We start from the raw sequence: 25,460 nt of genomic DNA on the forward strand, positions 1-25,460 counted from the left end.
CGATCAGCCTTGCAACAGGCGCTCCGCGATCTTGCGCACGTCGTCGCCCATGTCGGGGCGGTCGAGCGCGATGGCCAGCGTCGCCTCGACGAAGCCGAGCTTCGATCCGCAATCGAACCGGCGACCCTGGAAGGTCACCGCGTGGAACGGCTGGGTGTCGATCAGCTTGGCCATCGAATCGGTCAGCTGGATCTCGCCGCCTGCGCCCTTGCCCTGATTTTCGAGCAGGCCCATGACCTCGGGCTGGAGGATATAGCGGCCCGAGACGATCAGGTTCGAAGGCGCCTCGTCGACTTTGGGCTTTTCGACCAGGCCCTTGACCTCGGTCAGCGTGCCGCCAAGCGCGTCTAGCGTGGCGCCCGGTGCGATCACGCCATAACTGGAGACCTCGTCGCGCGGCACTTCGAGCACCGAGACCAGGTTGCCGCCCACCTGATTGTAGGCCTCGATCATCTGCGCCATGCAGCCGGGCTTGCCGTACATCAGCTCGTCGGGAAGGAAGATCGCGAAAGGCTCGTCGCCGATCACGGCGCGCGCGCACCACACCGCGTGGCCAAGGCCAAGCGGCACTTGCTGGCGCACGGTGGTCAGGTTGCCGGGCCGCATCCGCGTCGCCTCGAGCGGCTCGAGCGACTTGCCGCGACCGGTCATCGTCGCTTCGAGTTCGTAGGCGGTGTCAAAATGCTCGACGATGGCGGTCTTGCCGCGACCGGTGACGAACACGAATTCCTCGATCCCGGCTTCGCGTGCTTCGTCCACCGCGTACTGGATCAGCGGGCGGTCGACGATCGGCAGCAGTTCCTTGGGGATAGCCTTGGTCGCGGGCAGGAACCGGGTGCCGAGGCCGGCAACCGGAAACACGGCCTTGCGAACGGGCTTGCGGAACTGATTTTCGGACATAGGCACGTATTCCCCCTGGATGCTGCGCTGCAATAAAGGCGATTATGCCCGGAAGCGCAATCTGTCGCGGATCTTGATTGCGATTGCGTGAACGTACCGCAGGCCCAGCCGTTGCGCCTGCGCGATCATCCACCGGTCACGCTCGCTTGCCGCGATATGCAAAGACGCTAAGGGGTGGTGATGGACAAGATCATTATCGAAGGCGGCAAGCGCCTGTCGGGCACCATCCCCGTATCGGGCGCCAAGAACGCCGCATTGACCCTGCTGCCGTGTGCGCTGCTGACCGACGAGCCGCTGACGCTGCGCAACCTGCCACGCCTAGCCGATATCGATGGCTTCCAGCACCTGATGAACCAGTTCGGCGTGTCGACCACGATCGCCGGATCGAGGCCCGAGGATTTCGGCCGGGTGATGACGCTGGCCGCCACGCGGATCACCAGCAACGTCGCGCCCTACGATCTCGTGCGCAAGATGCGTGCCTCGATCCTGGTCCTGGGCCCGCTGCTGGCGCGCATGGGCGAAGCGACCGTGTCGCTGCCCGGCGGTTGCGCCATCGGCAACCGACCGATCGACCTGCATCTGAAAGCCTTGGAAGCGCTGGGTGCGACGATCGAGATGGCGGCGGGCTATGTCCGCGCGATCGCCCCCGATGGCGGTTTGCCGGGCGGGCGTTACTCGTTCCCTGTGGTCTCGGTGGGCGCGACCGAGAACGCGCTGATGGCGGCGGCGACCGCGCGCGGCAAATCGACGTTGCACAACGCCGCGCGGGAACCCGAGATCGTCGACTTGTGCAACCTGCTGGTGGCGATGGGTGCGCAGATCGAGGGGATCGGCACCAGCGATGTCACCATCCACGGGGTTCCCCGCCTGCACGGTGCGACGTATCGCGTCATGCCCGATCGTATCGAGGCGGGCAGCTATGCCTGCGCCGCGGCGATCACCGGTGGCGAGGTGACGCTGGCCGGTACCCGGATCGAGGAGATGGATGCGACGGTGCAGGCCCTGCGCAGCGCCGGCGTCCATGTCGAGCCACGGCCCGAGGGGCTGCACATCGCCGCGGATGGAAAGCTGCGCGCGGTGACGCTCGCGACCGCGCCGTACCCCGGTTTCGCCACCGACATGCAGGCGCAGTTGATGGCGCTGCTGTGCCTGGCCGAGGGGTCGAGCGTGCTGACCGAGACGATCTTCGAGAACCGCTACATGCACGTTCCCGAACTGACCCGGATGGGCGCGCGCATCGACACGTCGGGGCGCACCGCGATCGTCCATGGCGTCCCCAAGCTGCACGGCGCCGAAGTGATGGCGACCGATTTGCGCGCGTCGATGAGTCTGGTCATCGCCGGTCTGGCCGCAGAGGGGGAGACGCAAGTGCACCGGCTCTATCATCTCGATCGCGGCTACGAACGGCTGGAAGAGAAGCTCTCACTGCTGGGCGCCAACGTGGAGCGGGTCGGCGGCGACTGACGTTCGCCGGCAACTCGCCCGATCCTCGCGCGTTGCAAGCTCGTTAAGGGATAGGAGCTTTTAAATCATGGGTTTGATCAGACTCGCGCTGACCGGTGCGGCCGGCTACGCTTTCTACAAATATGCCACGCGTGACGCCAATGGGCAGGCCGCATTCGCCGGTGGGTCGAAGGACGGCAACGATAACTTCTCCAAGGTCCGCGATGCCGGAACCGAAGGAATGTCGAATGCGCCGCGCACCTGGAACAAGGTGGATGAAGCCAGCGACGAGAGCTTCCCTGCCAGCGATCCGCCCTCGACATACTGAGGCGGGCGCGACCAGGAAAAAGGCGGTGGGTGAGAGCCTGCCGCCTTTCCTGTGATCGAACAGATCAACCGAGCACCCGGCCCATCGAAACCCGTGGTTCGTCCGCAAAGCCGAGCTTGCGGTAGAACGCCGCGACGGCCTCGTTACCACTGCGTATCTGAAGATTCACCTTGCCGCAGCCCATGTCCGCAAGACGTCGGCAGGCCTCTCCGACCAGTGCCGAGCCGACACTGGTCCCGCGATGTTCAGGGGCGCAGGCGACGGCGTAGAGCCAGCCGCGATGGCCGTCATACCCGGCGATTACGCTTCCGATTACGTGCCCTGCATCGCATTCTGCCACCAGCAGCAGATCATCGCCCAAGGCGAGTTTGGCCGGGATCGCCCGGTCGGCGCGGTTGCGCGGCGGATCGTCGGGGAAGCAGGTCTGCCACAACGCATCGATCCCGTCGAAATGGCGCGGCTGGTACGGCAGGATGATCATGTCGAGACCAGCCATACCCGGATCGCGCCGGCCAGGCCCGGCGGGGTGTCGGCTTCTAGCCTCTCGGCATCGATCCGGGCCACCAGCGCATTGATCGGCATCTCGTGCTGGGCAGCGCGGGCCTTGAGCATGTCCCAGAACACCGGTTCCAGGCTGATGGAGGTCTTGTGGCCGGCAATCTCGATCGATCGCTTGATCGGAGGGTGGAACGGCACGGGCATAATAGCCTGATAACGGGTTCGACGAGAATTGCGACGCCATGACCGCGAACGGATCGGGCGAACCTGCTGTCCGCCCCGGCCACTCCGCCGCCGCCGTCAATACATGTGCTGACCGCCGTTGATGCTCAGCGTCGACCCGGTGACGAAGCCCGCATTCTCGCTGGCGAGAAACGCGACTGCGCGCGCGATCTCGTAAGCGTTGCCGAGGCGACCGACCGGGATCTTGGCGACGATCTTCTCCAGCACCGGCTCGGGCACGGCGGCGACCATGTCGGTGTCGATGTAACCAGGCGCGATCGCGTTGACCAGGACGCCGAACTTGGCACCTTCCTGGGCCAGCGCCTTGGTGAAACCATGGATGCCGGACTTGGCGGCGGCATAGTTCACCTGGCCGTACTGCCCCGCCTGTCCGTTGATCGATCCGATGTTGATGATCCGGCCCCAGCCACGCTCGCGCATCCCGCCGAACGTCGCCTTGGCCATGTTGAAGCAACCGCCCAAGTTGATCCGCATGACCTCGTTCCAGTCGTCGAAGGTCATCCGGTGCAGCGTGCCGTCGCGCGTGATGCCGGCATTGTTGACGACGATATCGATCGGGCCGACTTCCGCCTCGACCTGCTTCACTCCGGCAAGGCAGGCCTCATGATCGCCCACGTCCCACTTGTAGGTGGCGATCCCGGAGCTTTCGCTGAAGGCCTTCGCCTTCTCCTCGTTGCCGGCATAATTGGCGACGACGGTATGCCCGCGATCCTTGAGCGCCTGCGAAATAGCCGCGCCGATTCCCCGGGTACCACCGGTAACGATTGCTACACGTGCCATCAATTCTGCCTTGTCCTAGCGCGCCTCTCTCTTGCGCAGTGCTAGTTAAGGATAGCAGGCAGCACAAGGGTACCATGTCCTGTCGGGCGGTACATTGGGGTGGGCAAAGTGCACCTGCGACGGCAACGCCTCGCGTCAGAAGCTGAATTGCGTGCCGACGTAGACCGCCTGGCTGTCCTGCTTGCCATCGGTCAGCGGCGTCAGGCGTTCCCGATCCTGGGAATAGCGGACCCCGGCAGTAACGTTGAGATTCTTGGCCACCCGGTAGGCGCCGCCCAGATCGACATCGCTGCCATCGCTCGCGAAGGTACGAGACGTGCGGCCAGGTGATGCCTTGTCGTCCACGCTGATCCGCGAAGAAAATCGCGAATCGTCGGGTTTGCCCGAGGGGGCCAGGCTGAACTTGCGCAGGTCCGGCAGATCGACGGCCGCCGGGCGCGTGGGGGGCGGTGTGATCGTATCTGCGAAGTTCTTGTATCCTCGCGATACGCCAAGGCTGAAGCCGGTCGGCGCGATCCGCAAGTGGGCGAGATCGGCATCCTGCTGCGCCAGGTTCCCGCGCACCGTGATCGCGCGGGCCGATGCCGGATCGACACGCACCGCGACGGTCACCGATCGCTCCGCTTCGGCCGAGATACCGGCCGGTGTGAACGGAAACAGCTTGCCCTTGGCTAGCGAGCGGATCGCCAGCGCACGCGAGAATGCGGCACCCTGCTGCGGTGCCGGCGATGCCTCGGCCTCGGGCGCCAACGTCTCGTTCACGGTGAAATCGGCAGTGAAGCCGAGCACGGCGCTGGGCAGCGCGAGTAGGCTCACCGCACCGGCGATGAGCAGGCTGCCGGTCGTGGCGCTCTTGCGATCAGCCAGTTCGGTCATGCGTGAAACCTTCGAAAACCTCGTACCTGCGGGCGCCAGCCGGTATGGATGCCCATGGAAAGCTTAAATATCATCAATCCGCGTCTTAACACACGCTGATGATGCGAAACAGATCGCCCTGCGAATGCCTTGCGGGCTTTGGTCGGTGCTCGTCGCCTGCACTTGCCGCGCAGGCGTGGCGGCGATAGAGGCGGTGCCTTGGGCGCATTGCCGCAAACGGGCGGGATTGTGCGCCGAAGAAACAGGAACTGGGAACGACGATGACAGTCTGCACCGATACGTCGCGCAATGGTATCACGCGCACCGGCCTGAAGCGTGCCGGAATGATGCGGGCTGGGCTGGGGCTTGCGATGGTGCTCGCGCTGGGCGCGTGTGGCGGCAAGAAGGAAGTGCGCAAGGAGATCGCGCCGACACAGGTGACCACGATCGGGGTGAACAGCTATCTGTGGCGCGCCAGCCTCGATTCGCTGTCGTTCATGCCGCTGCTGCAGACCGACAGCAACGGCGGCGTGATCGTTACCGACTGGTACTCCAACCCCAAGAACCCGGGCGAGCGCGTCAAGGTGTCGGTGACGATCCTCGATGCCGACTTGCGCGCCGATGCCTTGCGCGTCGCCGCCAGCCGCGAAGTGCAGCAAGGTGGCGGCTGGATCGCCGCGCCGGTTCAGGCCGCGACGGTGCAGAAGCTTGAGGACATCATCCTGACGCGCGCGCGCGACTTGCGGCGCAATTCGGTCGGCTGACAGCCGGGTCTCTACCTTCGTCACCCCCGCCGCGGCGGGGGCGTCTCCTGACGTTGCGTAACGCCGAACCCCCGGAGATGGATTCCTGCTTTCGCGGGAATGACGAAGCTGTGTAAGTGGCGCCGATGCCCGCTGGAGATTTTACGAAGATGACCGAGCGGTTCGACCCCGCCATTGCCGACACGCGCTGGCAGCGTGTCTGGGACGAGCGCGCGTGCTTCACGGCCGACGATGCCAGCGAACGCCCACGCAGCTACGTGCTGGAGATGTTCCCCTATCCGTCGGGGCGCATCCACATCGGCCACGTGCGCAACTATACGATGGGCGACGTCCTGGCCCGCTACAAGCGGATGACCGGGCACGAAGTGCTTCACCCGATGGGCTGGGACGCGTTCGGCATGCCTGCGGAAAACGCGGCGATGGAGAAGGGCGTCCACCCCGGCGGCTGGACTCGTGAGAACATTGCCAACATGAAGGCGCAGCTGAAGCGCCTGGGCTTCGCGCTCGACTGGAGCCGCGAACTGGCGACCTGCGAGCCTGACTATTACGGCCACGAGCAGGCGCTGTTCCTCGACCTCTATGCGGCGGGGCTGGTCTATCGCAAGGAAAGCTCGGTCAACTGGGATCCGGTCGACCAGACCGTGCTCGCCAACGAGCAAGTGATCGACGGGCGCGGCTGGCGCTCGGGCGCGCTGGTCGAGAAGCGCAAGCTGAGCCAGTGGTTCCTTAAGATCACCGACTTCGCCGAGGAGCTGCTCGAAGGCGTGCAGAGCCTCGAGAACTGGCCCGACAAGGTCAAGCTGATGCAGGAGAACTGGATCGGCAAGTCGCGCGGGCTGCAGTTCAGGTTCAAGCCGGTCAACTTCGCCGACGAGATCGAGGTCTACTCGACTCGCCCCGATACGATCTTCGGTGCCAGCTTCGTCGCGGTCGCTGCCGAGCATCCGGTGGCGCAGGCGATCGCCGCCAAATCGCCCGAGGCGCAGGCGTTCATCGAGCTGTGCAAGCAGGGCGGCACCACCGCCGCCGAGCTGGAGACGGCCGAGAAGCTGGGCTTCGACACCAGCCTCAAGGTCGCGCATCCCTTCACCGGCGAGGACCTGCCGGTGTGGATCGCGAACTTCGTGCTGATGGACTACGGCACCGGCGCGGTCATGGGCGTTCCCGGCCATGACCAGCGCGACTTCGAGTTCTCGACCAAGTACGGGTTGCCGATCGTGCGCGTGGTCGCAGCCGATCCGGCCGAAGCCGATGCCCCGTTCAAGGGCGAGGCTGAGGCTGGTGACGGCGTGCTGGTCAACTCGGACTTCCTGAACGGTCAGAGCATCGCCGATGCCAAGGCTCAGGTCATCGCCCGCGCCGAGAGCGAGGGCTGGGGTCAGGGCAAGACCGTGTGGCGCCTGCGCGACTGGGGCGTGTCGCGCCAGCGTTACTGGGGCACGCCGATCCCGTTCATCCACTGCGAGGCTTGCGGCGTCGTTCCGGTCCCCAAGGACCAGCTGCCGGTGGTGCTGCCCGAGGACGTCGACTTTCAGACGCCAGGCAACCCGCTGGTGCGCCATCCCACCTGGAAGCACGTCGACTGCCCCGACTGCGGGAAGCCGGCGGTGCGCGAGACCGACACGCTCGACACCTTCGTCGATTCGTCGTGGTACTTCCTGCGCTTCGCCAGCCAGCCGGGCGACAAGCCGTTCGACCGCAAGGCGATCGCCCGATGGTTGCCGGTCGAGCAGTACATCGGCGGTATCGAGCACGCGATCCTGCACTTGCTCTACGCCCGCTTCTGGACCCGCGCGCTCGCCCGGATCGGCATGATCGACGTGAAGGAGCCGTTCGCCAGCCTGTTCACGCAGGGCATGGTGACACACGAGACGTACTTCCGCATCGACGATGCCAACGGCCAGCCGGTCTATTTCCCACCCGCCGAGATCGAGCGCGGGTCTGAGTCGGCCAAGCTGATTGCCGACGGCGCGCCGGTCGAGATCGGCCGCGTCATCAAGATGTCGAAGTCGAAGAAGAACGTCGTCGACCCCGATGCGATCGTTGCGACCTATGGCGCCGACGCGATCCGCTGGTTCATGCTCTCCGACAGTCCGCCCGAGCGTGACCTGCCCTGGTCCGAAGCCGGGATCGAGGGCTGCGCGCGCTTCGTCCAGCGGCTCTGGCGTCTGTTCAATCAGTACGATGCGCAAGCCGCCGGCGAGGACAAGGGCGTAGACCGCAAGCGCGATCAGACGGTGGCGCTGGTGGCCGAGGACATCGAGGCGCTGTCGTTCAACAAGGCCGTCGCGCGGATCTACGAATTGACCAGCGCGGTCGAAAAGGCGCAGCCATCCGCCAGCCGCTCCGCCGCGATCCGTACGCTGTTGCTTCTGGTCGCGCCGATGATGCCGCACTTGGCCGAAGAAGCCTGGTCGGTGATCGGAAACGATCTCGTCTCGCTCGCCGCCTGGCCGCCGGTCGATCCGGCGCTGCTGGTCGAGGACGAAGTGACCGTCGCCATCCAGGTGAAGGGCAAGCTGCGCGACACGATCACTGTCGCGAAGGGCACTTCAAAGGAAGAACTGGAGGCGCTTGCGCTCGCCAGCGACAAGGTGCAGCGTGCACTCGATGGTGCCGCAGTAAGGAAAGTCATCGTGGTGCCCGATCGTCTGGTCAATCTCGTCGCATGAAGCGTTTCGGCGCCCTTCTGCTGTGTGCCTTGCCGCTGGCGGGGTGCGGACTGCAGCCGATGTATGCGGGCGGTGGCAGTGGCACGGTCGCGCGCGGGCTCTCGGGCATCGAAGTCGCCACCATCGATGGCCGCGCGGGATGGCTGGTCCGCAATGCGCTGAACGACAAGCTTTCGGCCAGCGGTAACACGACTCCGCGGTATCGGCTTGATGTACGACTTGACGACAAGCTCGAATCGTTCGGCTTGCTGCGCGACGATACCGTGGGCCGCGAGCGTCGGTCCTTACGCGCGCGTTACCAGTTGGTGGATTTGGGCAGTGGTGCAGTCCTGGTGGATGCGACCGCGGGATCCGATGCCGGGATCGACGTCGTCTCGTCCGACTATGCGACGATTGCAGCCGAGCAGACCGCTCTGGAAAATCTCGCCAGGGATGTCGCCGATCGTATCGTCACCAATCTGGCGGTGCAGCTTCGCAAGGGCACGGCCGCCGCGAAGTGAAGGCGACGCAAAAGGATTTCGCCGGCCAGGCCACGCGGGCGGCGGCGACGGCGCGCGTGTTTTTCCTGTGCGGACCCGACGAGGCCGGCGCCGCCGATGCTGCGGCGCGGATCGTCTCGCTGCTCAAGGATCCGGGTGAACGGATCGAGTTCACCGGAGCGGAATTGCGCAAGGATCCGGTGCGCCTGGGTGACGAAGCGCGCTCGAGCTCTCTGTTCGGCGGTGCCCGCCACATCTGGGTCCGCGCGGCAGGTGACGAGGCGCACGATGCCGTCGCCAATCTGATCGCCAGCGACGTTGCAGCCTGTCCGGTGCTGGTCGTCGCCACCGGCGCCTCCGACAAGTCACGCACAGCCAAGCTGCTCGCCACGCGCGACGATGCCCTGGTGGCGATGTTCCATGCGCCCGATCTTGCTTCGGTGACTGGCAGCGTGCGCACACAGGCCGGAGTCGCGGGTTTGCGAATCACCAGTGAACTGGCAGAACGAATCGCCAGGAGCGCCGGACTGGACACACGGATCGCGCGATCCGAGATCGAGAAACTCGCGCTGTATTGCGATGCGTCACCCGAAAGCCCGCGTACGGTCAGTGCACAGGATCTCGATGCGATCGCGGCGCAGACGTCCGACGACGACTTCGCGCCGATCGTGGATGCTGTGCTCGGCGGTCGCCGCGATCGCCTCGCGCCCGAACTGGCGCGGATGCGCGCGATGCAGATTTCGCCGGTAGGCTTGTTGCTCGCGCTTGAGCGGCGTGCGGCGCAACTGGCAGGCCTGGCATCGCGCATGGGGCCGAACGAAAGTCTGGCGCGCTTCATCGATGCAGAAGCCAACGCGCGTCGCATATTCTGGCGTGACAAGGCGGTCATGGCCGAACAGTTGCGCAACTGGCGTGGCGCCAGGCTGGAGCGTCTGGGGCAGCGACTCATGCTGCTCCATCAGTCGATGTTGACGAACAGCGCCGACAGCGATCTCTTTTTGGCGCAAGAACTTGCGACGATCACGCGTCTGGCACGTGTCGATTCGGCACGTACGCAGCCGCGTAACTAAGCTCCCGTTCAACTAGCATTGCGCTATACCACTTATGGAACTATACGTGCTGCATTGCAGCATCGGATTCCGCACCTCTGATGAGAGCAGATGATGATTGCACCAGACGATGTGAGCACAGGGAGTCGCAAGCGTATGAATGCGCCATTTGCGATACGGCACCCCGGTACCGCGCTGCCGGAAGGGGAGGCGCTGCTTGTCGCGCCGTCGCTCGAGCGGCGCCGGCTGCAATGTTATCTGGCGATCATGGTCGGCGACGTCTTGGCCATGGTCTTCGGCTTCAGCATCTCGAGCTACCTGTTCCTTGGTTCATGGGCCTTGTCGCAGGCATTCCTCCACGTCGAGATGGTCCTGCCGATCTTCCTGACGATCGCGCTGTACAATGGATCGTACTCGGTCGCGGCGCTGCTCGACAGCTGGGTGGGCATCTTTCGCGCCCAAGGGGCGCTGTTGCTGTCGGTGGCGGCGGTGGTATTCGTCGCGTTCTTCGCCAAGGCTTCCGCTGACTTCTCACGCTTGAGCTTCAGCGGCGGCATGGTGTGCACGCTCATCTTGATTCCGCTGGTGCGCTTGCAGCTTCGCAGCTTCACCTTTCGGCGTTGCGGCGCAAATCCATACAATCAGCTGGTCATCGATGATGGCGGCCCGCGCGTGGACATCCCCGGTGCGATCCGTATCTCGGCCAACGCGATGGGTCTGCGTCCCAATCTCAACGATCCGCACGCACTCGACCGTATCGGGCTGGTCCTGCGCAACATCGACCGTGTGATCGTGAGTTGCCCCGCCGCTCGCCGGGTTGAGTGGGCGATGATGCTCAAGGGTGCCAACGTCGACGGCGAAGTTCTCGACGACGAAGTCGCGCGACTGGGCGCGCAAGGTGCCCGTGTCCACAATGGCCACGGATTGTTGCTGGTGTCGGCAGGACCGCTCGGCTTGCGCGACCGTATCATCAAGCGCGCGCTCGATGCGGGCGCGGCCGGCCTTGCGATCTTCGCGCTGTCGCCCTTGCTGATCGTGGTCGCGCTGGCCATCAAACTGCAGGATCGTGGACCGATTTTCTTCGTTCAGCGACGGATGGGGCGCGGCAACCGGTTCTTCAACATGTACAAATTCCGCAGCATGACCGTTGCGCTGAGCGACAAGGACGGCAACGTCTCGGCCTCGAAGGGTGACCAGCGCGTCACACGCGTCGGTAAGTTCATCCGCTCGACCAGCATCGACGAGTTGCCGCAGCTGTTCAACGTGCTGCTGGGCGACATGAGCCTGGTCGGACCGCGCCCGCATGCGATCGGCTCGCAGGCGGGCTCCAAGCTGTTCTGGGAAGTCGACATGCGCTACTGGCAGCGCCACAGCCTCAAGCCGGGCCTGAGCGGGTTGGCACAGGTGCGCGGCTTCCGTGGGGCGACCGAAAAGGAATCCGATCTGGTTTCGCGCCTGCAGTCCGATCTCGAATATCTCGAGGGCTGGACGATCCTGCGCGACATGAAGATCATCTTCTTGACCCTGCGCGTCCTCGTACACGACAAGGCATTCTGATCCGCTGGATCCGCCTCAAGAGTGCGCATGTATGAAGAAGAATGCCCCTGTGGCCATCGCACAGGGTGCACTTCGAAGCTGCCGCAGCTGGCGCCGCCCATCAGGGGCGCCTGACAGAGAGCGTCAGTTCTGCTTCTTGGGAACGCTGAAGGTGCCCGTGACGCGACCCTCGGCAGAGGACACGCCGCTGTTCAGATCGACTACAAAGCGATTGCCATAAAGCGTATCGCCGCCACCGCGCTTGAGCGAGGCATTGCCGACCATCGTGATCACGCGCTTGTTGAAATCATAGATGCCAACGTCGCCGGTCGCGATCTCGTCGTTGCGGGTGACCGTGACTCCGCCGGTGGCGGTGATGCGCTGGATCTGCATCGATCCGCCATTGGTAAAGTCCACCACCGTACGCGCCGCCCTCAGCCGTAGCTCGGCCTGCTTGACGTCGACGTTGCCCGACAGCACGACACGATTCTGGCGGTCCTGCAATTCGATCCGATCGGCGGCATAATCGACCGGCGCATTGGTGTTATGGGCCGAGAATGACTGCGCATGGACATGCGACACACCAAAGAGGCCAAGCGAGCCCACGCCGATTGTAAGGGAAACGCCGGCGAGGACCGCGCTACGAAGGCGAATCGGCGTCATTTTGGTATCCTCAGCTTGCCGGGCGTCATCCGCAGCCGGGCGTTACCTTCGAGTTTGACGGTACGGTCCTCAAGATTGGCGACGATGCGGTCGGCCTTGAAGGTGCCGGTCGGCACCGATCCGGTCACGCCGCCGGCACCCACCGCGTTCTTGGACTTGACGTCGATCGCGACATTGCGCGTCTCCATCCGATAACCGTCCGCCGCGTTGAAGAACACCGGGCCATTCACGGCGATCTTTTCGGTACGATAGTCATAGTCGCCCGATGGCGCGCGTATCTGGGCTGGGCCATCGTTCATCGCCAACCTGGCGACCAGCTCGTCGAGATGGATCACCGGCACCGCCGCGCTTTCCTGAACGCCGCTATCCGCGGTCACCACGAAGGGACGATCGTTGTCATCCATGCCGCGATAGGCCGCGCCCGCGACCTGCACCCGTTCGTTGGTGACGGCTACCTTGTTGCGATCGAGCAGAAAGCTGATCTCTCCGCGCGGTGATAGCGGTAAGAGGATCATCACCGCGACCAACAGGCCGATGCCCATCGGCAGCACCTTGCCCAGCAACGTGATCGTGCGATCGTGCGAACCACCCGGCGCCGCGAAATGGCGGCGGCGATCGCGCATGCGGATGGCTTGGGTGGTCATCTACGGGTCAGGCGGCTTCGTGACTGAAGATGTCGTGTTCGGGCCATCCGGCGAGATCGAGGCGCGCGCGATGGGGGAGAAAGTCGAAGCACGCCTGCGCAAGTTCGGTGCGGCCTTCGCGGGCGAGGCGGGTCACGAAGATCTCATGCATGGCATGAAGATAGCGCACGTCGGATGCCGCGTACTCGCGCTGCGGATCGGAAAGGTCGGCGGCCCCCCAGTCGCTGGACTGCTGCTGCTTCGAGATCTCCTTGCCCAACAGTTCGCGCACGATATCCTTCAAACCATGGCGGTCGGTGTACGTGCGGGTCAGCTTGCTGGCGATCTTCGTGCAGAATACCGGAGCGGCGGTGACGCCAAGGTAATGCTCGATCGCCGCAAGGTCGAAACGAGCGAAATGATAGAGCTTGAGCCTTTGCGGGTCGGCCAGCACTGCGCGCAGGTTCGGCGCGGCATAGTCGCTGCCGACCTTGAACCGGACCAAGTGCTCGTCACCCCCACCATCGCTGATCTGGACGACGCAAAGCCGGTCACGCGGAGTGATAAGCCCCATCGTTTCGGTGTCGATGGCAACCGTGCCCGGAGCGAGCACGCCCTCGGGCAAATCTTCTTCGTGGAGATGGACAGTCATATGGCTTGGATGCTTAGGCATTGCACCCGAACTTCGCAATGGGCGCCAGCCGCATGAGCCTGAACGATTCTGACCCGGTACTCGCAACGCTGGTGCCGCCAGACTGGCGGGCAGCGCTCGCGCCGGTCCTCGAAAGCGCCGAAACGCGCAAGCTGTTGGCCTATCTCGTTGCCGAGGAGGCAGCGGGAAAGCGCGTCTATCCGCCGCAGGCGAGCCGGTTTCGCGCCCTCGCGCTGACGCCGCTCGATGCGGTGAAAGTCGTGATCCTCGGGCAGGATCCCTATCACGGCGCAGGTCAGGCGCATGGTCTGGCATTTTCGGTACCCGATGGAATCAAAGTGCCGCCGTCCCTGCGCAACATCCACAAGGAGATCGCGAGCGATTGCGGCGTGGCGCCGAGCCCGGGGGGGAATCTTGAATCGTGGGCACGGCAAGGGGTGCTCTTGCTCAACACGTCGCTGTCGGTCGAGGAGGGCCGCGCCGGCTCGCATGCGAAACTGGGTTGGGAGGCGGTGACCGACGCCGTGATTGCAGCCGTCGCCGCAAAGCGCGAAGCGACCGTTTTCATGCTGTGGGGCGCGCACGCCCAACGCAAGGCCGAGCGGTTGCCGGAGCTCGCCGGTAGTTGCCATCTGGTGCTGTGCGCACCACATCCAAGTCCGCTCTCCGCTCGAACTGGCTTCTTCGGCAGCCGTCACTTCAGCCAGGCGAACGTCTTTCTCGAAGCGAACGGCCGCGAGATGATCGACTGGACCGCATGACCGGTCAGCCATGCTGGACGTCTGGGAGCACCACTGGTTCCGTTAGAGCGTCAGGTTCAAACGGATGGTCCGCTTACTGCCGCGTCGAGGACATAGTGGTTCATCGATCCGCCCTGGGTCAGGTCACCCATGGCTGCTCTAAATTGCTTGAAGCTGTCGAGGTCGCGTGCCGCGATGTGTTCTTCGATGGAGGTCCACACGACGTGGAACAGGAACGTACCGGGCTTTTCGACCCCGCGTCCCAGGCGTGCTTCGATGACGCCCTTGCAGGCCGCGAGGTGGGCGATGCCGCCACCGCGCATGGCGGCCGCAAATGTGTCCTCTTGCCCCGGCTTCACTTCGATCTCGGCAATTTCCAGCAGCATCTTCGGCCCTCCTAGGCGTCGCGGCGAGGACAGCGCACACGCACGGGGCGGTCAAGCAGGGACCGCGCCCGTTCACGTTCCATCGCCTCAGCGCGGCAGGTTGGAAACGCCCATCAGGGCTTCGTCCACCGCGCGGGCGCACTGACGACCCTCGCGGATCGCCCACACGACCAGGCTCTGGCCACGGCGCATGTCGCCGCAGGCCCAGATCTTGTCATCGCTGGTCTTGTACTCGAAGACGTTGGCCTTGACGTTGCCGCGCGGGTCGAGCTCGACGGCCGCCTGATCGAGCATGCCGGCCTTGCGTGGGCCGACGAAGCCCATCGCCAGCAGGATCAGGTCGGCCTGCAAGGTGAAGGTGCTGCCCTCCACCTCCTGCATCTTGCCGTCCTTCCACTCGACGCGGACGCACTCCAGCCCCTTGATGTCGTTGTCACCGACGACGCGCTTGGTCAGCACCGCCCAGTCGCGAGCGGCGCCTTCCTCATGGCTCGACGAAGTGCGCAGCTTGAGCGGCCAGAACGGCCAGCTCATCGCCTTGTCTTCCATCTGGGGCGGCTTGGGCATGATCTCTATCTGGGTGACCGAGGCGGCGCCTTGGCGGTTCGAGGTGCCGACGCAGTCCGATCCGGTGTCGCCGCCGCCGATGACGATGACGTGCTTGCCGGTCGCGGTCAGCGATCCGCGCGGGGCGGCGCGCAGTTCATCGTCACCGGCGTTGCGCTTGTTCTGCTGGGTGAGGAATTCCATCGCCAGGCGCACGCTGGGCAGTTCCGCGCCGGGTATGTCGAGCTTGCGCGGATCCTCGGCGCCACCGGCGAATACGATCGCGTCGAAGTTCTCCTTCAGTGCCGCGACCGAGACGGTGACGCCCACTTCCATGCTCGTCTTGAAGGTGACGCCCTCCGCTTCCATCTGCACCGCGCGGCGGTTGATGAGGTGCTTCTCCATCTTGAAGTCGGGGATGCCGTAGCGCATCAGCCCGCCCAAACGGTCGTTCTTCTCGAATACGGTGACCGAGTGGCCGGCGCGCGCGAGCTGCTGCGCGACGGCGAGGCCAGCTGGGCCCGAACCCACCACCGCGACCGTCTTGCCGGTGCGCTTGGCGGGCACTTGCGGCGTGATCCAGCCGTTCTGCCAGCCCTTGTCGACGATCGCGCATTCGATCGACTTGATGGTGACCGGCTGGTCGGCGATGTTCAGCGTGCAGGCCGCCTCGCACGGTGCGGGGCAGATGCGGCCGGTGAACTCGGGGAAGTTGTTGGTCGAGTGCAGGACGTCCAGCGCGTTGCGCCAGTCGTTCTCGTAGACCAGATGGTTCCAGTCCGGGATGATGTTGTTGACCGGGCAGCCGGTGTGGCAATGCGGCACGCCGCAGTTCATGCAGCGCGAGGCCTGGGCCTTCAGGTCGGCCTCGGGCAGCGGGACGATGAACTCCTTGTAGTTCTTCAGCCGCGCTTCGGGGGCTTCATAGCCGCGATCATGACGATCGAGTTCGAGGAACCCGGTTTCCTTGCCCATCTTCTTGATACTCCGCGCGACGGTCGGCCCTCACCGACAGTCCGTGTCCAGGCTTATGCCCGAAAAAGCGGGCTCCGGCGAGCGGAGCCCGACATTGCGTATTATTCGGCGGCGACCGATGCCGCTTCCAACCGCTCGGCCTCCAGCGACTTGAGCGCCTTGGCGTAGTCGCGCGGCATCACCTTCACGAACTTGCCCAGGGTGTTGCTCCAGTCGTCGAGCAAGGCACGCGCGCGCTTCGAGCCGGTGTGCAGGTGGTGGCGTTCGAGCAGCACCCGCAGGCGGTCCGCATCATGGCGGAGCGGATCGCCCATGCCACTGTCGTTGACGCCGTTGGTGCGCTGTTGCGGACGACCGGCGCCCTCATCCTCGTCACGTTCAGCAGAGAGCGGAAGCAGGTCGACCATCGCTTTGTTGGCCAACTGGTCGAACACGCCGTCCTCGTCGTAGACGTAGGCGATGCCGCCCGACATGCCCGCCGCGAAGTTGCGGCCGGTCTTGCCCAGCACCGCGACGACGCCGCCTGTCATGTACTCGCAGCCATGGTCGCCGCAACCTTCGACCACGGTGACCGCGCCCGAGTTGCGCACCGCGAAACGCTCGCCGGCGACGCCGTTGAAGAACGCCTCGCCCGCGATCGCGCCGTAAAGCACGGTGTTGCCAACGATGATGTTCTGCGTCGGCTCGCGATTTACGTGGCCGGGCTGGCGCACGATCACACGGCCGCCCGAGAGGCCCTTGCCGACATAGTCGTTGGCGTCACCCGTCAGGTCGAGCGTGACGCCGTGCGCGAGCCAGGCGGCGAAGCTCTGGCCGGCGACGCCGGTGAGCTTCACGTTGATGGTGTTGTCGGGCAGGCCGGCATGGCCGTGCTTCTTCGCCACTCGACCCGAAAGCATGGCGCCCACGGTGCGGTTGACGTTGATCACGGTCTTCTCGATCCGCACCGGCTGGCGGTTTTCCAGCGAGTCGTAGGCAGCGGCGATCAGCTCGTTGTCGAGCGCGTGCTCCAGCCCGTGATCCTGGTGTTCGGACCAGTTCAGCGTCGGGCTGTCGCCCTTGCCGGGGTTGTAGAGGATCTTGGCCAGATCCACGCCCTTGGCCTTCCAGTTCGAGATCACCTTGCGGGTGTCGAGTCGGTCGACGCGGCCGGTCATCTCCGCGATCGTGCGGAAGCCCAGCTCGGCCATGATCGCGCGCAGTTCCTCGGCGACGAAGAAGAAGTAGTTCACGACGTGCTCGGGCTGGCCGGTGAAGCGCGCGCGCAGCACCGGGTCCTGCGTGGCGACGCCGACCGGGCAGGTGTTGAGGTGGCACTTGCGCATCATGATGCAGCCCGCCGCGATCAGCGGGGCGGTGGCGAAGCCGAACTCGTCGGCGCCCAGAAGCGCCGCGATCGCGACGTCACGTCCGGTGCGAATGCCGCCGTCGGCCTGCACCACCACGCGGCTGCGCAGGTTGTTGAGCAGCAGCGTCTGCTGGGTTTCGGCCAGGCCGATCTCCCACGGCGAACCCGCATGCGTCAGCGAAGTCAGCGGCGAAGCGCCGGTGCCACCTTCGTAGCCGGCGATGGTGATGTGATCGGCGCGCGCCTTGGAGACGCCCGCGGCCACCGTGCCCACGCCCACTTCGGACACCAGCTTGACCGAGATGCGCGCGCCAGGATTCACGTTCTTGAGATCGTGGATGAGCTGCGCGATATCCTCGATCGAGTAGATGTCGTGGTGCGGCGGCGGGCTGATCAGGCCCACGCCCGGCGTCGAGTGACGCACCTTGCCGATGATCTTGTCGACCTTGTCGCCCGGCAACTGGCCGCCTTCGCCGGGCTTGGCGCCCTGGGCCATCTTGATCTGGATGTCGTCGGCATTGACCAGGTATTCAGTGGTGACGCCGAAGCGGCCCGATGCCACCTGCTTGATCGCCGAGCGCATCGAATCGCCGTTGGGCAGCGGCGTGAAGCGGTCGACTTCCTCGCCGCCTTCGCCGGTGTTCGACTTGCCGCCGATCCGGTTCATCGCCAGCGCCAGGGTGGTGTGCGCCTCGCGGCTGATCGAGCCGAAGCTCATCGCGCCGGTGACGAAGCGCTTGACGATCTCGGTGGCCGGCTCGACCTCCTCGATCGGCACCGACGTGCCGGGCACGAACTCCATCAGGCCACGGATGGTCAGCATCCGCTCCGACTGGTCGTTGATCGACGCGGCGAAAGCAGCGTACTTCTCTGGCACATTGCCACGCACCGCGTGCTGCAGGTTGCCGATGTTCTCGGACGTCCAGGCGTGTTCCTCGCCGCGGACGCGCACGCCGTAGATGCCGCCGACGTCGAGCATGTTCCTGTAGACCGGGTTGTCGCCGTAGGCCGCGGCATGGCGCGCCACGGTTTCTTCCGCGATCTCGACCAAGCCGGCGCCTTCGATGGTGGTGGCGGTGCCGGTGAAGTACTTGTCGATGAACGCACTCGACAGGCCGACCGCGTCGAAGATCTGCGCGCCGCAGTACGACTGATAGGTCGAGATGCCCATCTTGGACATGACCTTACGGATGCCCTTGCCGATGGCGTAGACGTAGTTCTTCTGCGCCTGTCTGGCCTCGATCGGCAGCTCCTTGCGCACCCGCATCGCCTCGATCGTCTCGAAGGCGAGGTACGGGTTGATCGCCTCGGCGCCATAGCCCGCGAGCGCGCAGAAGTGGTGCACTTCGCGCGCTTCGCCGGTCTCGACCACCAGGCCAGTCTGCATGCGCAGGCCCTGGCGGACGAGGTGGTGGTGGACGGCGGCGGTCGCCAGCAGCGCCGGCATCGGAATACGGTCCGGGCCCTGCTCGCGGTCGGACAGGATCAGGATGTTCTTGTCCGCCAGCACCGCTTCGGTCGCGGTCCAGCACATCTCCTTGATTGCCAGCTCAAGGCCCTCGGCGCCCGCTTCGGCGTCCCAGGTCATGTCGATCGTCGCGGTGCGGAAGGCGCCGTCGAGCGCGGCCTCGACCGAGCGGATCTTGGCGAGATCGGCGTCGGTCAGGATCGGCTGACTGACTTCCAGGCGCTTGTGCGTTCCGGCGACATGGCCGAGCAGGTTGGGGCGCGGGCCGATCATCGACACCAGGCTCATCACCAGTTCCTCGCGGATCGGGTCGATCGGAGGATTGGTGACCTGCGCGAAGTTCTGCTTGAAGTAGTCGTAGACCAACCGCGACTTGCGGCTGAGCACGGCTATCGGCGTGTCGGTGCCCATCGACCCGATCGGATCGTCGGCGTTGACCGCCATCGGCTCGAGGAAGCGACTGACGTCTTCCTGAGTGTAGCCGAACGCCTGCTGGCGATCGAGCAGGGTGCCGGTGGGCTGCGGCAACTCGGTCAGCTCGGGATCGATGACGTCGAGGTCCTCGAGCTTGTACTGCGCCTGGTCGAGCCAGTGCTGGTACGGCTCTTCGGCGGCGAGCTGGTTCTTCAGCTCCTCGTCCTCGATGATGCGGCCCTGCTCGAAGTCGATCAGCAGCATGCGCCCCGGCTGGAGGCGCCACTTGCGCACGATGTTGTCTTCCTTGATCGGCAGCACGCCGCTCTCGGACGCCATGACGCACAGATCGTCGTCGGTGACGAGGAAGCGGGCGGGCCTGAGGCCGTTGCGGTCGAGCGTGGCGCCGATCTGGCGGCCATCGGTGAACGCGACGGCGGCGGGGCCGTCCCACGGCTCCATCAACGCGGCGTGATATTCGTAGAACGCGCGGCGCTCGGGCGTCATCAGCGGGTTGCCGGCCCAGGCCTCGGGGATCAGCATCATCATCGCGTGGCTGAGGCTGTATCCGCCCGCCAGCAGCAGCTCGAAGGCGTTGTCGAGGCAGGCGGTGTCCGACTGGCCGTGCGGGATCAGCGGCCACATCTTGTCGAGATCGGCGCCGAGCAGGTCCGATTCCAGCGTGCGGCGGCGCGCGTTCATCCAGTTCACGTTGCCGCGCACGGTGTTGATCTCACCGTTGTGGGCCATGAAGCGGTACGGGTGCGCGAGCTTCCAGCTGGGGAAAGTGTTGGTGCTGAAACGCTGGTGGACGAGGCCGAGCGCCGAGACGCAATCGGGATTGCGCAAGTCGTCGTAGAACGAGCCGACCTGGGTCGCTAGCAGCAAGCCCTTGTAGACGATCGTGCGGGTCGAGAAGCTGGGCATGTACAGCTCGGCGATGCCTGGAAGCCCATGCTTTTCGGCCATCTGCGCCAGCGGGTTCTGCGTCTGCTTGCGGATCACCAGTAGCTTGCGCTCGAACGCGTCCTGGTCGGCGCAGTTGAGCCCGCGCGCGACGAAGCACTGGCGGATCACCGGCATCGAGGCGATCACCGCCTTGCCCAGGCCGTCCATCGTGGTGGGAACGTCGCGCCAGCCGATCAGGCTCTGGCCTTCCTTCTTGATGAACTTCTCGAAGGTCTGGGTGATCAGGTCGCGGCTGGCCTCGTCCTGTGGCATGAAGCACATCGCCACGCCATAGTCGCCGAGCGCGGGCAACGTAAGACCTTCGGCGTCCGCCCACTTGCGGAACAGCGCGTCGGGTGTCTGGATCAGGATGCCGGCACCATCGCCCAGCAGGGGATCGGCACCAACCGCGCCGCGGTGGTCGAGGTTTTTCAGAATCTCCAGCGCCGACGATACGATCGCATGCGATTTGATGCCTTTAATATGGGCGACGAAGCCCACACCGCAGGAATCATGCTCGTTGCGCGCGTCGTAGAGGCCCTGGGGCTTCGGAAATGCCATCGATAAATACCCGTCCTGTCATTTGCACGGGTATGTCTTGTCGCAGGCCCACCCCGCACGATCTTTGCAAGGTCGTCCGTGGTATTCACGAATCGCGAGGTCGCGACACGCGGCAATTCATCCCGAGCATCCCCCATGACGATTGCAGGCATTATTTGCAACCGCGAAGCCCCTGTCGCGGCACGATCCGGATCGAAGATGCGCCAGATTGAACACGTTTCTTGCCGGATCACCCCCTAGGGTAGTGCCGAACCAGCCTCAAAGCGGAAGCGTCAGGCTGCTCCGCTCATCCGGCGCAGCGTGGCGAGGGCGGCACGCAGGGCCTGCTCGGTCTGGTCGGTTCCAGCTTCGGCAGTTGGCGGATCGAAGGCGCGCGGTGCAGCAGCGGCTTCGCCCGCATCGTTGCGGGCGAAATCGTGGACGGTGGCGCCCTTCGACATTCCCAGCAGCGACGAATATCCGGTTGCGAGAACGCTTTCGTCAGACGTCGCGTCGTCCATGGAGCCAGGGGCTGCCGGGAACGCGACGGTGCGCAGCGGAATGGATGCCGGCACGGCATAGTCGTCCGCATGGTCTGGTGCCTGATGCGGTCGCAGCGCAGCCGGTATGGGCGCGTCGTGCTGCGCCGCTGCCGAGGGTTCGGCGTGATCGCGGGATAGTGCGCGATCGGTCTGGCGGCGCGCTATCGTCTGCGCCAGGCGCTCAAGCAGCTCGACATGCGACAACGTGTCGAGCGGTGCGCTGGCGATCCGCTGTGCGGTGTTGGCGTAGGTGGTGTCGCCGGGAATAGCAGCGACAGGCGCAGATGCGGGCCGGTCGACCTGCTGCGCGACGATGGTCTCGTCGGGGGCGCCGGACTGCTCGGTTGCTGCTAGCGTGACGAACCCTGCCGAGGGGATCGCATCGGCATCGTTCGAACCCACGCCGGCGGTCACGCGCCGGACGTAGCTTTCGAACAGGCGGTTGTTGCGTGGATCGGTGACGTCCTCGTCGCCATCGGCCGAGGTATCGGCCGGTGTATCTGCCGGCGCTTGCGTGATAGTTTGCGCCTCGTCGTCGGCCGCCTGCCGGTCGCCTGGTTCGCGCTCGGCGGGCGTCCGCGCTCGATCCCGCTCGCTGCTGTGCAGCCAGATTTCGTCCACCTCGTCGAAGCTCTTGAGCGGCAATTCGGCGACGCTGAGGATCTGTCCGTTGCCGGGCAGGGGGGCGTCCTCTGTCGGAAGGTCATCACTATCGAGAATGGCAAGCTGACGTCGCCGACGCTGCGGTTGATCCTCGTCGACGGTTTGGTCACGCTCAGCTCCGAACAGCGCGACAGGGGAGGGCGCCTCGTCCGGCGTGATCGTGGCCGTCGCGACGGATGTCCGGCGTACGCCGCCGGTCTTTTGCGGGAGGGGTTTGGCGAGCCGGCGCGCGACCAGTGCGCCGACGGCGCAACCCAGCCCGGTCATCGACAATGCGATGAGAATGCGGGTCGTCCTGCCGAGCGGCGGTGCGGCCATCGGGATCACGCTATCGATCCCGGACAGCGCGACCAATCGTTCGATCAGGGTAGGATGGATCGCGAGGCTGGCAAGCCCGAACAGGGCGCCGAACCAAAGCACGACCACGACAGGGAACAGCGGATGGCTGGCGACAGACGGTTTCGAAGCCCGTCCTTTGCGCTTTTCGTCGGCCAAATCAGTTCCCCATCAACAGCGTCGTCGGCCTGGGCGGGGGCGATCATGGCGAATCAGGCGGCTGCCCCCAGCCTTGGTTGAGCACCCACGCCTAGGAGCGTTTGGTAAACAACTTGATAACGTTTCGCGTTCAACGCCCAATCGTGTTCGAGTTCGACATGACGGCGGCCGGCCTCGCGCAGCGCGGGCCAGCGTTGACGGTGCGTCAACATCGAAGCCAGCGCGCCGGCGCAGGCTTGCGCATCGTCCGGCATGAACAGGCGTCCGGTCACGCCATCCTGCACCAGTTCCCGGTGGCCGCCCACGTCCGAGGCACAAACGAGCTTGCCTTGCGCCATCGTCTCCAGCGGCTTGAGCGGGGTGACGAGATCGGTCAGGCGGCTGCGCTTGCGTGGAAAGGCGAGGATGTCGGTCAGGGCATAGTAGCGCTCGACCTGATCGTGCGGCACCCGGCCGATGAAGTGGATCGCCTTGGCCGCGCGTGATTTCGCGGCCTGCGCCCGCAAGGCATCTTCGCAGGGACCACCGCCGACCAGCAGCAACCGGGCATCGGGATGGTAGCGGACCAGCAGTTCCATCGCCTCGATCAGGATGTCGATGCCTTCGTAATCATAGAAGCTGCCGATGAAACCGATGACCGGCAAGCGCTCGCCCCGCTCATCGATCAGGTCCAGCTCGCGGGCAAGGCCGGCTTCGGGTTCCGGCGGCGTGCCGAACAGCGACAGATCGACGCCATTGGGAACCACGGTGATTCGCTCTGGCGCGGTGCCGCGTGCGATCAGGTCGCGGCGCAGCCCATCGCAGATGGTGACGATGGCATCGGCCTGGCCGACGACATGATTCTCGAGCTGTCGCGTCAGGCGATAGCGCAGCGAGCCTTCGCGGGTCACGCCATTGCCCACGGCCGCGTCTTCCCAGAACGCGCGGATTTCGTAGACCAGCGGGATGCCCTGGCGCCGGGCGATCCGCAAGGCCGCCTCGCCGCATAGGGCCGGGGAGTGCGCGTGCAGCACATCGGGGCGCCAATCCTCGATCACCTTCTCGATCGCATCGGCGAACAGGCCGACCTCGCGCCATTCGCGAAGGCCCGCCGGCCCGCTGGCGACACCCGGAGTGCGGTGGAACAACAGGCCGTCCGCTTCCTCGGCGGCACCGCTGGGCATCGTATGGCGAAGGCCGGTGATGCCGCGCACCTCGATGCCAAGCCGCTGCTGCGCCTTCAGGATCGCGCGGGTGCGGAAGGTGTAGCCGCTGTGCATCGGCAGCGAGTGGTCGAGGATGTGGAGCGCCCGGATCATGGCGCTGGTGCTAGCAGAAAAACGCTTAACGCGGCGTCAACTCCGTCGCTCTAGGACGGTCGGCGATGGTCGATATCTTCGCCTTGTCGATAGCGCACGGATTGCTCGTGCTGGCTGCGCTGCGCCTGATGGCGCGCGACGACCTCGATGCTGAAGGCGCCGAGCGTCCGCGCTTCGGCATGCGGCGCAAGCCGACGCTGACCACCGACGATCGGGACGAATCGGCGTGATTGACCTGTGCCTCACCGCGTTCCTGGGGCTGTTCCTCGCGCTGGGTTGCCGTAAGCCGTTCCTGTGGGTGCTGGCCTATCTGTACGTCGACATCCTGGCGCCGCAGCTGATCTCGTGGGGGATCCTGTCGCACATCCCGACTTCGCTGATCTTCTTCACCGCCGCGTTCGCCGGCTGGCTGTTCTTTGATGACAAGACCGATTCGCGCTTCACCATGCGTCAGGCCCTGCTGTTCCTGCTGCTGCTGTACTGCGGCTATACCACGATGGTCGCCGACTTCCCGGCCGAGGCAGCAGAGAAGTGGTCATGGGTCTGGAAGGCGCTGATCTTCTCGATCTTCCTGCCACTGACTTTGCGCACGCGCCTGCGGATCGAAGCCGCGCTGCTGGTGATGGTGCTCAGCGCGGGGTCGATCATCATCGACGGAGCGATCAAGACGCTGGCAGGCGGCGGCGGCTATGGCACGCTGCGCTTCTTCGTCGACAACAATACCGGCCTTTACGAAGGGTCGATTATCTCCTGCGTCGCCATCGCGATCATCCCGTCGATCCTGTGGCTGGCGAAGCACGGTACGATCTTTCCATCCGAAAAGCGGGTGTGGCTGTTCGCCGCGGCGCTGATCTTCGCCTGCCTGCTGATCCCCGTGGGCACCCAGGCGCGCACCGGTCTGATCTGCATCGGCGTGCTGTGCCTGCTCTACCTGCGCACGGCCAGGCATCGGGTGTTGATCGGCGCGGGCATGGCGCTCGCCGCACTGGTGGCGGTGCCGTTCCTGCCCAAGTCCTACACCGCGCGGATGAACACGATCGAGAACAACCAGGCCGACCAGTCCGCCAGCACGCGCCTCGCGGTGTGGGGCTGGACCTGGGACTATGCCAAGCATCACCCGTTCGGCGGCGGCTTCAACGTGTATCTCGCCAACAACCTGCGATTCGAAACCACGCAGACGCAGACGGCGGGCAGCAGCACCGTCGTCACCACCCAGGTGATCCAGGATGGCGCGCGTGCATTCCACTCCAGCTATTTCGAGATGCTGGGCGAGCAGGGCTTTCCCGGCCTGGCGCTATGGTTGACGATCCAGCTGTCGGGCATCATCCAGATGGAAGTGCTGCGTCGTCGCTGGGCCAAGCGCACCGGGCCCGACGAGCAATGGCAGGCGCCGCTGGCGATCGCATTGCAGCTGGCGCATGTGATCTACATGGTGGGCGCGCTGTTCGTCGGCATCGCCTACCAGCCGTTCGTGCTGATGCTGATCGGGGTGCAGAACGGCTTGTGGAGCTACCTCAAACGCACCGAGCCCAAGCTTGCGGGGCGTATCGCGAAGCGTCGGATGAGCCCGGTACCCGCCCCGGTACTGGTGTCGTAACTGCCGCGATAACCT

Annotated in this window: 23 protein-coding genes; 10 read left to right on the plus strand and 13 right to left on the minus strand. The window is 65.1% G+C overall.

Going from position 1 to position 25,460, the window contains the following annotated elements; translation table 11 throughout:
* Nucleotides 1–3 precede the first annotated feature (3 nt).
* The gene (locus tag ACXJ1Z_RS08680; protein ID WP_463781026.1) at nucleotides 4–900 is read right to left on the minus strand and encodes a UTP--glucose-1-phosphate uridylyltransferase; all 897 of its coding nucleotides are present in this window, start codon (nucleotides 898–900) and stop codon (nucleotides 4–6) included.
* A gap of 180 nt (nucleotides 901–1,080) precedes the next feature.
* On the opposite strand from ACXJ1Z_RS08680, the gene murA reads away from it, so the two are divergent.
* Complete coding sequence (gene murA / locus ACXJ1Z_RS08685; RefSeq protein ID WP_463781027.1) at nucleotides 1,081–2,364, plus strand: UDP-N-acetylglucosamine 1-carboxyvinyltransferase; 1,284 nt, start codon at nucleotides 1,081–1,083, stop codon at nucleotides 2,362–2,364.
* A gap of 67 nt (nucleotides 2,365–2,431) precedes the next feature.
* Nucleotides 2,432–2,671, plus strand: coding sequence for a hypothetical protein (locus ACXJ1Z_RS08690; RefSeq protein ID WP_463781028.1), 240 nt, complete (start codon nucleotides 2,432–2,434; stop codon nucleotides 2,669–2,671).
* A gap of 64 nt (nucleotides 2,672–2,735) precedes the next feature.
* On the opposite strand, the gene ACXJ1Z_RS08695 is transcribed toward ACXJ1Z_RS08690, so the two are convergent.
* The 4 genes from ACXJ1Z_RS08695 to ACXJ1Z_RS08710 form a co-directional block, all read right to left on the minus strand.
* Nucleotides 2,736–3,152 carry a GNAT family acetyltransferase gene (locus ACXJ1Z_RS08695; protein WP_463781029.1) on the minus strand — a complete coding sequence of 139 codons (417 nt, stop codon included), beginning with the start codon at nucleotides 3,150–3,152 and terminating at the stop codon, nucleotides 2,736–2,738.
* Nucleotides 3,149–3,373: a ribbon-helix-helix domain-containing protein gene (locus ACXJ1Z_RS08700; protein WP_463781030.1), complete on the minus strand. Its 225-nt coding sequence runs from the start codon at nucleotides 3,371–3,373 to the stop codon at nucleotides 3,149–3,151. Before ACXJ1Z_RS08700 ends, ACXJ1Z_RS08695 begins: the two co-directional genes overlap by 4 nt.
* Nucleotides 3,374–3,469: 96 nt before the next feature.
* Complete coding sequence (gene phbB / locus ACXJ1Z_RS08705) at nucleotides 3,470–4,192, minus strand: acetoacetyl-CoA reductase (RefSeq protein ID WP_463781031.1); 723 nt, start codon at nucleotides 4,190–4,192, stop codon at nucleotides 3,470–3,472.
* Between the two features lie 135 nt (nucleotides 4,193–4,327).
* Nucleotides 4,328–5,068 carry a hypothetical protein gene (locus ACXJ1Z_RS08710; RefSeq protein ID WP_463781032.1) on the minus strand — a complete coding sequence of 247 codons (741 nt, stop codon included), beginning with the start codon at nucleotides 5,066–5,068 and terminating at the stop codon, nucleotides 4,328–4,330.
* A gap of 260 nt (nucleotides 5,069–5,328) precedes the next feature.
* Here ACXJ1Z_RS08710 and ACXJ1Z_RS08715 point away from each other — a divergent pair, with 260 nt between their 5' ends.
* The 5 genes from ACXJ1Z_RS08715 (at nucleotide 5,329) to ACXJ1Z_RS08735 (ending at nucleotide 11,568) form a co-directional block, all read left to right on the plus strand.
* On the plus strand, nucleotides 5,329–5,811 hold the full coding sequence (locus tag ACXJ1Z_RS08715) for a DUF3576 domain-containing protein (RefSeq protein ID WP_463781033.1): 483 nt from the start codon (nucleotides 5,329–5,331) through the stop codon (nucleotides 5,809–5,811).
* Between the two features lie 149 nt (nucleotides 5,812–5,960).
* Nucleotides 5,961–8,483, plus strand: coding sequence for a leucine--tRNA ligase (gene leuS, locus ACXJ1Z_RS08720; protein ID WP_463781034.1), 2,523 nt, complete (start codon nucleotides 5,961–5,963; stop codon nucleotides 8,481–8,483).
* Complete coding sequence (gene lptE, locus ACXJ1Z_RS08725) at nucleotides 8,480–8,983, plus strand: LPS assembly lipoprotein LptE (protein WP_463781035.1); 504 nt, start codon at nucleotides 8,480–8,482, stop codon at nucleotides 8,981–8,983. Before leuS ends, lptE begins: the two co-directional genes overlap by 4 nt.
* Entirely contained in the window at nucleotides 8,980–10,032 is a 1,053-nt protein-coding gene (holA, locus tag ACXJ1Z_RS08730) for a DNA polymerase III subunit delta (RefSeq protein ID WP_463781036.1), read from the plus strand. Before lptE ends, holA begins: the two co-directional genes overlap by 4 nt.
* A 135-nt stretch (nucleotides 10,033–10,167) precedes the next feature.
* Nucleotides 10,168–11,568 carry a sugar transferase gene (locus ACXJ1Z_RS08735; protein ID WP_463781037.1) on the plus strand — a complete coding sequence of 467 codons (1,401 nt, stop codon included), beginning with the start codon at nucleotides 10,168–10,170 and terminating at the stop codon, nucleotides 11,566–11,568.
* A gap of 123 nt (nucleotides 11,569–11,691) precedes the next feature.
* On the opposite strand, the gene ACXJ1Z_RS08740 is transcribed toward ACXJ1Z_RS08735, so the two are convergent.
* From ACXJ1Z_RS08740 to ACXJ1Z_RS08750, 3 genes are read right to left on the minus strand one after another with little or no spacing between them, the layout of a single operon-like run.
* Nucleotides 11,692–12,210 carry an LptA/OstA family protein gene (locus ACXJ1Z_RS08740; RefSeq protein WP_463781038.1) on the minus strand — a complete coding sequence of 173 codons (519 nt, stop codon included), beginning with the start codon at nucleotides 12,208–12,210 and terminating at the stop codon, nucleotides 11,692–11,694.
* Nucleotides 12,207–12,854 (minus strand): LPS export ABC transporter periplasmic protein LptC, encoded by a 648-nt coding sequence (locus ACXJ1Z_RS08745; protein ID WP_463781039.1) that lies wholly within the window; start codon nucleotides 12,852–12,854, stop codon nucleotides 12,207–12,209. The genes ACXJ1Z_RS08740 and ACXJ1Z_RS08745 overlap by 4 nt, the downstream gene beginning before the upstream one ends.
* 7 nt (nucleotides 12,855–12,861) lie before the next feature.
* Complete coding sequence (locus ACXJ1Z_RS08750) at nucleotides 12,862–13,485, minus strand: ribonuclease D (RefSeq protein ID WP_463781040.1); 624 nt, start codon at nucleotides 13,483–13,485, stop codon at nucleotides 12,862–12,864.
* 53 nt (nucleotides 13,486–13,538) lie between these two features.
* Between ACXJ1Z_RS08750 and ACXJ1Z_RS08755 the strand changes: the two genes are divergently transcribed.
* Nucleotides 13,539–14,246 (plus strand): uracil-DNA glycosylase, encoded by a 708-nt coding sequence (locus ACXJ1Z_RS08755; protein ID WP_463781041.1) that lies wholly within the window; start codon nucleotides 13,539–13,541, stop codon nucleotides 14,244–14,246.
* A gap of 56 nt (nucleotides 14,247–14,302) precedes the next feature.
* Here ACXJ1Z_RS08755 and ACXJ1Z_RS08760 read toward each other — a convergent pair whose 3' ends face one another.
* From ACXJ1Z_RS08760 to ACXJ1Z_RS08780, 5 genes are all read right to left on the minus strand, one after another.
* Nucleotides 14,303–14,611 (minus strand): putative quinol monooxygenase, encoded by a 309-nt coding sequence (locus ACXJ1Z_RS08760; RefSeq protein ID WP_463781042.1) that lies wholly within the window; start codon nucleotides 14,609–14,611, stop codon nucleotides 14,303–14,305.
* 87 nt (nucleotides 14,612–14,698) lie between these two features.
* Nucleotides 14,699–16,132: a glutamate synthase subunit beta gene (locus ACXJ1Z_RS08765; protein ID WP_463781043.1), complete on the minus strand. Its 1,434-nt coding sequence runs from the start codon at nucleotides 16,130–16,132 to the stop codon at nucleotides 14,699–14,701.
* Nucleotides 16,133–16,233: 101 nt separating this feature from the next.
* The gene (gene gltB, locus ACXJ1Z_RS08770) at nucleotides 16,234–20,871 is read right to left on the minus strand and encodes a glutamate synthase large subunit (RefSeq protein WP_463781044.1); all 4,638 of its coding nucleotides are present in this window, start codon (nucleotides 20,869–20,871) and stop codon (nucleotides 16,234–16,236) included.
* Nucleotides 20,872–21,143: 272 nt separating this feature from the next.
* Nucleotides 21,144–22,550, minus strand: coding sequence for a hypothetical protein (locus tag ACXJ1Z_RS08775; protein ID WP_463781045.1), 1,407 nt, complete (start codon nucleotides 22,548–22,550; stop codon nucleotides 21,144–21,146).
* A 53-nt stretch (nucleotides 22,551–22,603) separates the two neighbouring features.
* Entirely contained in the window at nucleotides 22,604–23,848 is a 1,245-nt protein-coding gene (locus tag ACXJ1Z_RS08780) for a TIGR04063 family PEP-CTERM/XrtA system glycosyltransferase (protein ID WP_463781046.1), read from the minus strand.
* 65 nt (nucleotides 23,849–23,913) lie between these two features.
* On the opposite strand from ACXJ1Z_RS08780, the gene ACXJ1Z_RS08785 reads away from it, so the two are divergent.
* Together ACXJ1Z_RS08785 and ACXJ1Z_RS08790 are read left to right on the plus strand one after the other, a co-directional pair.
* A complete protein-coding gene (locus ACXJ1Z_RS08785; RefSeq protein ID WP_463781047.1) occupies nucleotides 23,914–24,078 on the plus strand; it encodes a hypothetical protein in 165 nt (54 codons plus the stop codon).
* On the plus strand, nucleotides 24,075–25,445 hold the full coding sequence (locus ACXJ1Z_RS08790) for a putative O-glycosylation ligase, exosortase A system-associated (RefSeq protein WP_463781048.1): 1,371 nt from the start codon (nucleotides 24,075–24,077) through the stop codon (nucleotides 25,443–25,445). Before ACXJ1Z_RS08785 ends, ACXJ1Z_RS08790 begins: the two co-directional genes overlap by 4 nt.
* Nucleotides 25,446–25,460: the final 15 nt, after the last annotated feature.

It is taken from the genome of Novosphingobium sp. TK46 (genome assembly GCF_055361525.1).

What these genes read in the sequence shown, in the direction of transcription:
- ACXJ1Z_RS08680 (WP_463781026.1), bottom strand. Translation starts at nt 900, where the DNA reads ATGTCCGAAAATCAGTTCCGCAAGCCCGTTCGCAAGGCCGTGTTTCCG.
- murA (WP_463781027.1), top strand. Translation starts at nt 1,081, where the DNA reads ATGGACAAGATCATTATCGAAGGCGGCAAGCGCCTGTCGGGCACCATC.
- ACXJ1Z_RS08690 (WP_463781028.1), top strand. Translation starts at nt 2,432, where the DNA reads ATGGGTTTGATCAGACTCGCGCTGACCGGTGCGGCCGGCTACGCTTTC.
- ACXJ1Z_RS08695 (WP_463781029.1), bottom strand. Translation starts at nt 3,152, where the DNA reads ATGATCATCCTGCCGTACCAGCCGCGCCATTTCGACGGGATCGATGCG.
- ACXJ1Z_RS08700 (WP_463781030.1), bottom strand. Translation starts at nt 3,373, where the DNA reads ATGCCCGTGCCGTTCCACCCTCCGATCAAGCGATCGATCGAGATTGCC.
- phbB (WP_463781031.1), bottom strand. Translation starts at nt 4,192, where the DNA reads ATGGCACGTGTAGCAATCGTTACCGGTGGTACCCGGGGAATCGGCGCG.
- ACXJ1Z_RS08710 (WP_463781032.1), bottom strand. Translation starts at nt 5,068, where the DNA reads ATGACCGAACTGGCTGATCGCAAGAGCGCCACGACCGGCAGCCTGCTC.
- ACXJ1Z_RS08715 (WP_463781033.1), top strand. Translation starts at nt 5,329, where the DNA reads ATGACAGTCTGCACCGATACGTCGCGCAATGGTATCACGCGCACCGGC.
- leuS (WP_463781034.1), top strand. Translation starts at nt 5,961, where the DNA reads ATGACCGAGCGGTTCGACCCCGCCATTGCCGACACGCGCTGGCAGCGT.
- lptE (WP_463781035.1), top strand. Translation starts at nt 8,480, where the DNA reads ATGAAGCGTTTCGGCGCCCTTCTGCTGTGTGCCTTGCCGCTGGCGGGG.
- ACXJ1Z_RS08735 (WP_463781037.1), top strand. Translation starts at nt 10,168, where the DNA reads ATGAATGCGCCATTTGCGATACGGCACCCCGGTACCGCGCTGCCGGAA.
- ACXJ1Z_RS08740 (WP_463781038.1), bottom strand. Translation starts at nt 12,210, where the DNA reads ATGACGCCGATTCGCCTTCGTAGCGCGGTCCTCGCCGGCGTTTCCCTT.
- ACXJ1Z_RS08745 (WP_463781039.1), bottom strand. Translation starts at nt 12,854, where the DNA reads ATGACCACCCAAGCCATCCGCATGCGCGATCGCCGCCGCCATTTCGCG.
- ACXJ1Z_RS08750 (WP_463781040.1), bottom strand. Translation starts at nt 13,485, where the DNA reads ATGACTGTCCATCTCCACGAAGAAGATTTGCCCGAGGGCGTGCTCGCT.
- ACXJ1Z_RS08755 (WP_463781041.1), top strand. Translation starts at nt 13,539, where the DNA reads ATGAGCCTGAACGATTCTGACCCGGTACTCGCAACGCTGGTGCCGCCA.
- ACXJ1Z_RS08760 (WP_463781042.1), bottom strand. Translation starts at nt 14,611, where the DNA reads ATGCTGCTGGAAATTGCCGAGATCGAAGTGAAGCCGGGGCAAGAGGAC.
- ACXJ1Z_RS08765 (WP_463781043.1), bottom strand. Translation starts at nt 16,132, where the DNA reads ATGGGCAAGGAAACCGGGTTCCTCGAACTCGATCGTCATGATCGCGGC.
- gltB (WP_463781044.1), bottom strand. Translation starts at nt 20,871, where the DNA reads ATGGCATTTCCGAAGCCCCAGGGCCTCTACGACGCGCGCAACGAGCAT.
- ACXJ1Z_RS08780 (WP_463781046.1), bottom strand. Translation starts at nt 23,848, where the DNA reads ATGATCCGGGCGCTCCACATCCTCGACCACTCGCTGCCGATGCACAGC.
- ACXJ1Z_RS08785 (WP_463781047.1), top strand. Translation starts at nt 23,914, where the DNA reads ATGGTCGATATCTTCGCCTTGTCGATAGCGCACGGATTGCTCGTGCTG.